Source organism: Nocardia neocaledoniensis (genome assembly GCF_029868625.1).
Lineage (GTDB): Bacteria > Actinomycetota > Actinomycetes > Mycobacteriales > Mycobacteriaceae > Nocardia > Nocardia neocaledoniensis_A.
This window is the reverse complement of sequence record NZ_JARWOJ010000125.1, coordinates 1-1,622: the sequence shown is the minus strand read 5'-3', so window position 1 is coordinate 1,622 and position 1,622 is coordinate 1. Positions and strand designations below refer to the sequence as shown.

Sequence of the window (1,622 nt, the reverse complement as noted above, 5' to 3'; positions counted from 1 at the left end):
GCACGGCGCGGGCGGGCTGACCATGGACGCGGTCGCCAAGCGCGCCGGCGTCGGCAAGGGCACGGTCTTCCGCCGCTTCGGCAATCGCACCGGGCTGATGCTGGCGCTGGTCGGCGTCGCGGTCAATGTGCTGGCCACCTGGATGATCAGCAGGGCCGACCGGTCCAGCCTCAATGTCGAGGGCGCGGTCGGTGTAGTCGGCGCCGCGTTCGACGCGCCAGACCTGGATCGGCGACGGCGGGTGGGGTCGGCGGCGGCCCAGGGCAGCACCGCGGGAAGCAGCACGAGAGCGCCGAGGGCGAGCGCGGCGAGGGCGGCCGCCCAGCTGTGGTTCACGATCGCCGTCACCGCACCGGGTACCCCGCCGAGGCCGATCGGAATCGAGCGGAGCACCGATTCCGCGGGGAACCAGTGGATGCCGTATTCGGGGTCGTAGTTCACCAGGGTCGCCAGCAGGCCGAGCAGGCCGAGGGCGGCCTGGGCGCCCGCGGCGACGATCAGCATCCAGCGCCCGGTCACATCGCGCCGCCACAGCAGCACGCCGCCGTAGCCGAACGCGAAGGCCGCCACCAACGCGCCGAGCGTGGCGAACAGGGTCAGCGAGTCGTCGAGCCGGCCGGGGTCGCGCAGGAAGGAGCGCACCAGGATGACGGCGCCGAGCAGATTCGCCGTGGCGGCCAGCCCGGCACAGCACACGGCGGTGATCGCCGTCGCCTCACCGATTGTCGACTTCGTTTCCTGCACGACCATCCTCAGAACTTATCCCGTGCCGTGCGAGCGCGTCGTGGTCCAGCGGCGCGTCGGCTCGCTCAGGCCCAGCGCCAGGATCGCGCCGTTGAGGACCAGCCAGAAATCCAGCGGCCCCAACCGCCACCCGTGACTCGCCCCGTTGAGCACGATGACCAGCAGCGTCGCCCCCGCCATCACCGCCGTCACGGTGATCAGTAGCCGACGGCCGAACATCCGCCGTCGCAACAGCAGCACCGCCCCGAGCAGATACACCACCCCGAGCCCGCCGACGATCCCCGCGCCCACGTAATCGAGGTCGATCTCGCGCCCGACGACCCGCAGCACCGCGGTCGCGCTCCCGACAACCACCCCGGCCGCCCCGACCAGCACCCCGAGCCAGCCCGCGATCAGCGCGGTCACCGCGCGCGAAGGCCGCTCCGGCCGCACCTGCTCCACCACTGTCCCCGCTACTTGTCGACGTCGCCGTCAGTTATACGGCGGAACCGGCGGACGCGGGGCAGTCGACGTCGACCTTCGGATCACGCATGTCCTCGACGACTCGCCGCCCGGTGAGCCCCGTCTGCACCCGAACCAGCCCGAGCACCCCGCCCAGGAGCGCGAGAATCGCGGCCACCACGGCTGGTCCGGGCGGCGACGAGTGCTGGCGCGGCTGGGGCGAGGACAGCGGAAAACCTTGCGGCGCAGGCTGAATACTCATCGCTCCCCCGAATTTCGATTGCTACCCCGGCGCCCTCGTCGGACACCCGAAGGAGCCTACCCGCGGCGCGCGGACGAGAACCGCGCTCGCACGGCACGGGATAAGTTCTGAGGATGGTCGTGCAGGAAACGAAGTCGACAATCGGTGAGGCGACGGCGATCACCGCCGTGTGCTG

The 1,622-nt window shown here is 71.3% G+C and carries 2 protein-coding genes and 1 pseudogene; 1 reads left to right on the top strand and 2 read right to left on the bottom strand.

All coding sequences use genetic code 11. From position 1 onward, the window contains the following. Positions 1-112, top strand: a pseudogene (locus QH270_RS08790) (helix-turn-helix domain-containing protein); the annotation flags it as partial. A gap of 647 nt (positions 113-759) precedes the next feature. Here the strand turns inward: QH270_RS08790 and QH270_RS08785 are convergent. Together QH270_RS08785 and QH270_RS08780 are read right to left on the bottom strand one after the other, a co-directional pair. Then, the gene (locus QH270_RS08785) at positions 760-1,188 is read right to left on the bottom strand and encodes a hypothetical protein (protein ID WP_280340036.1); all 429 of its coding nucleotides are present in this window, start codon (positions 1,186-1,188) and stop codon (positions 760-762) included. A 31-nt stretch (positions 1,189-1,219) separates the two neighbouring features. Continuing rightward, the gene (locus QH270_RS08780) at positions 1,220-1,447 is read right to left on the bottom strand and encodes a hypothetical protein (RefSeq protein ID WP_280340035.1); all 228 of its coding nucleotides are present in this window, start codon (positions 1,445-1,447) and stop codon (positions 1,220-1,222) included. Positions 1,448-1,622: the final 175 nt, after the last annotated feature.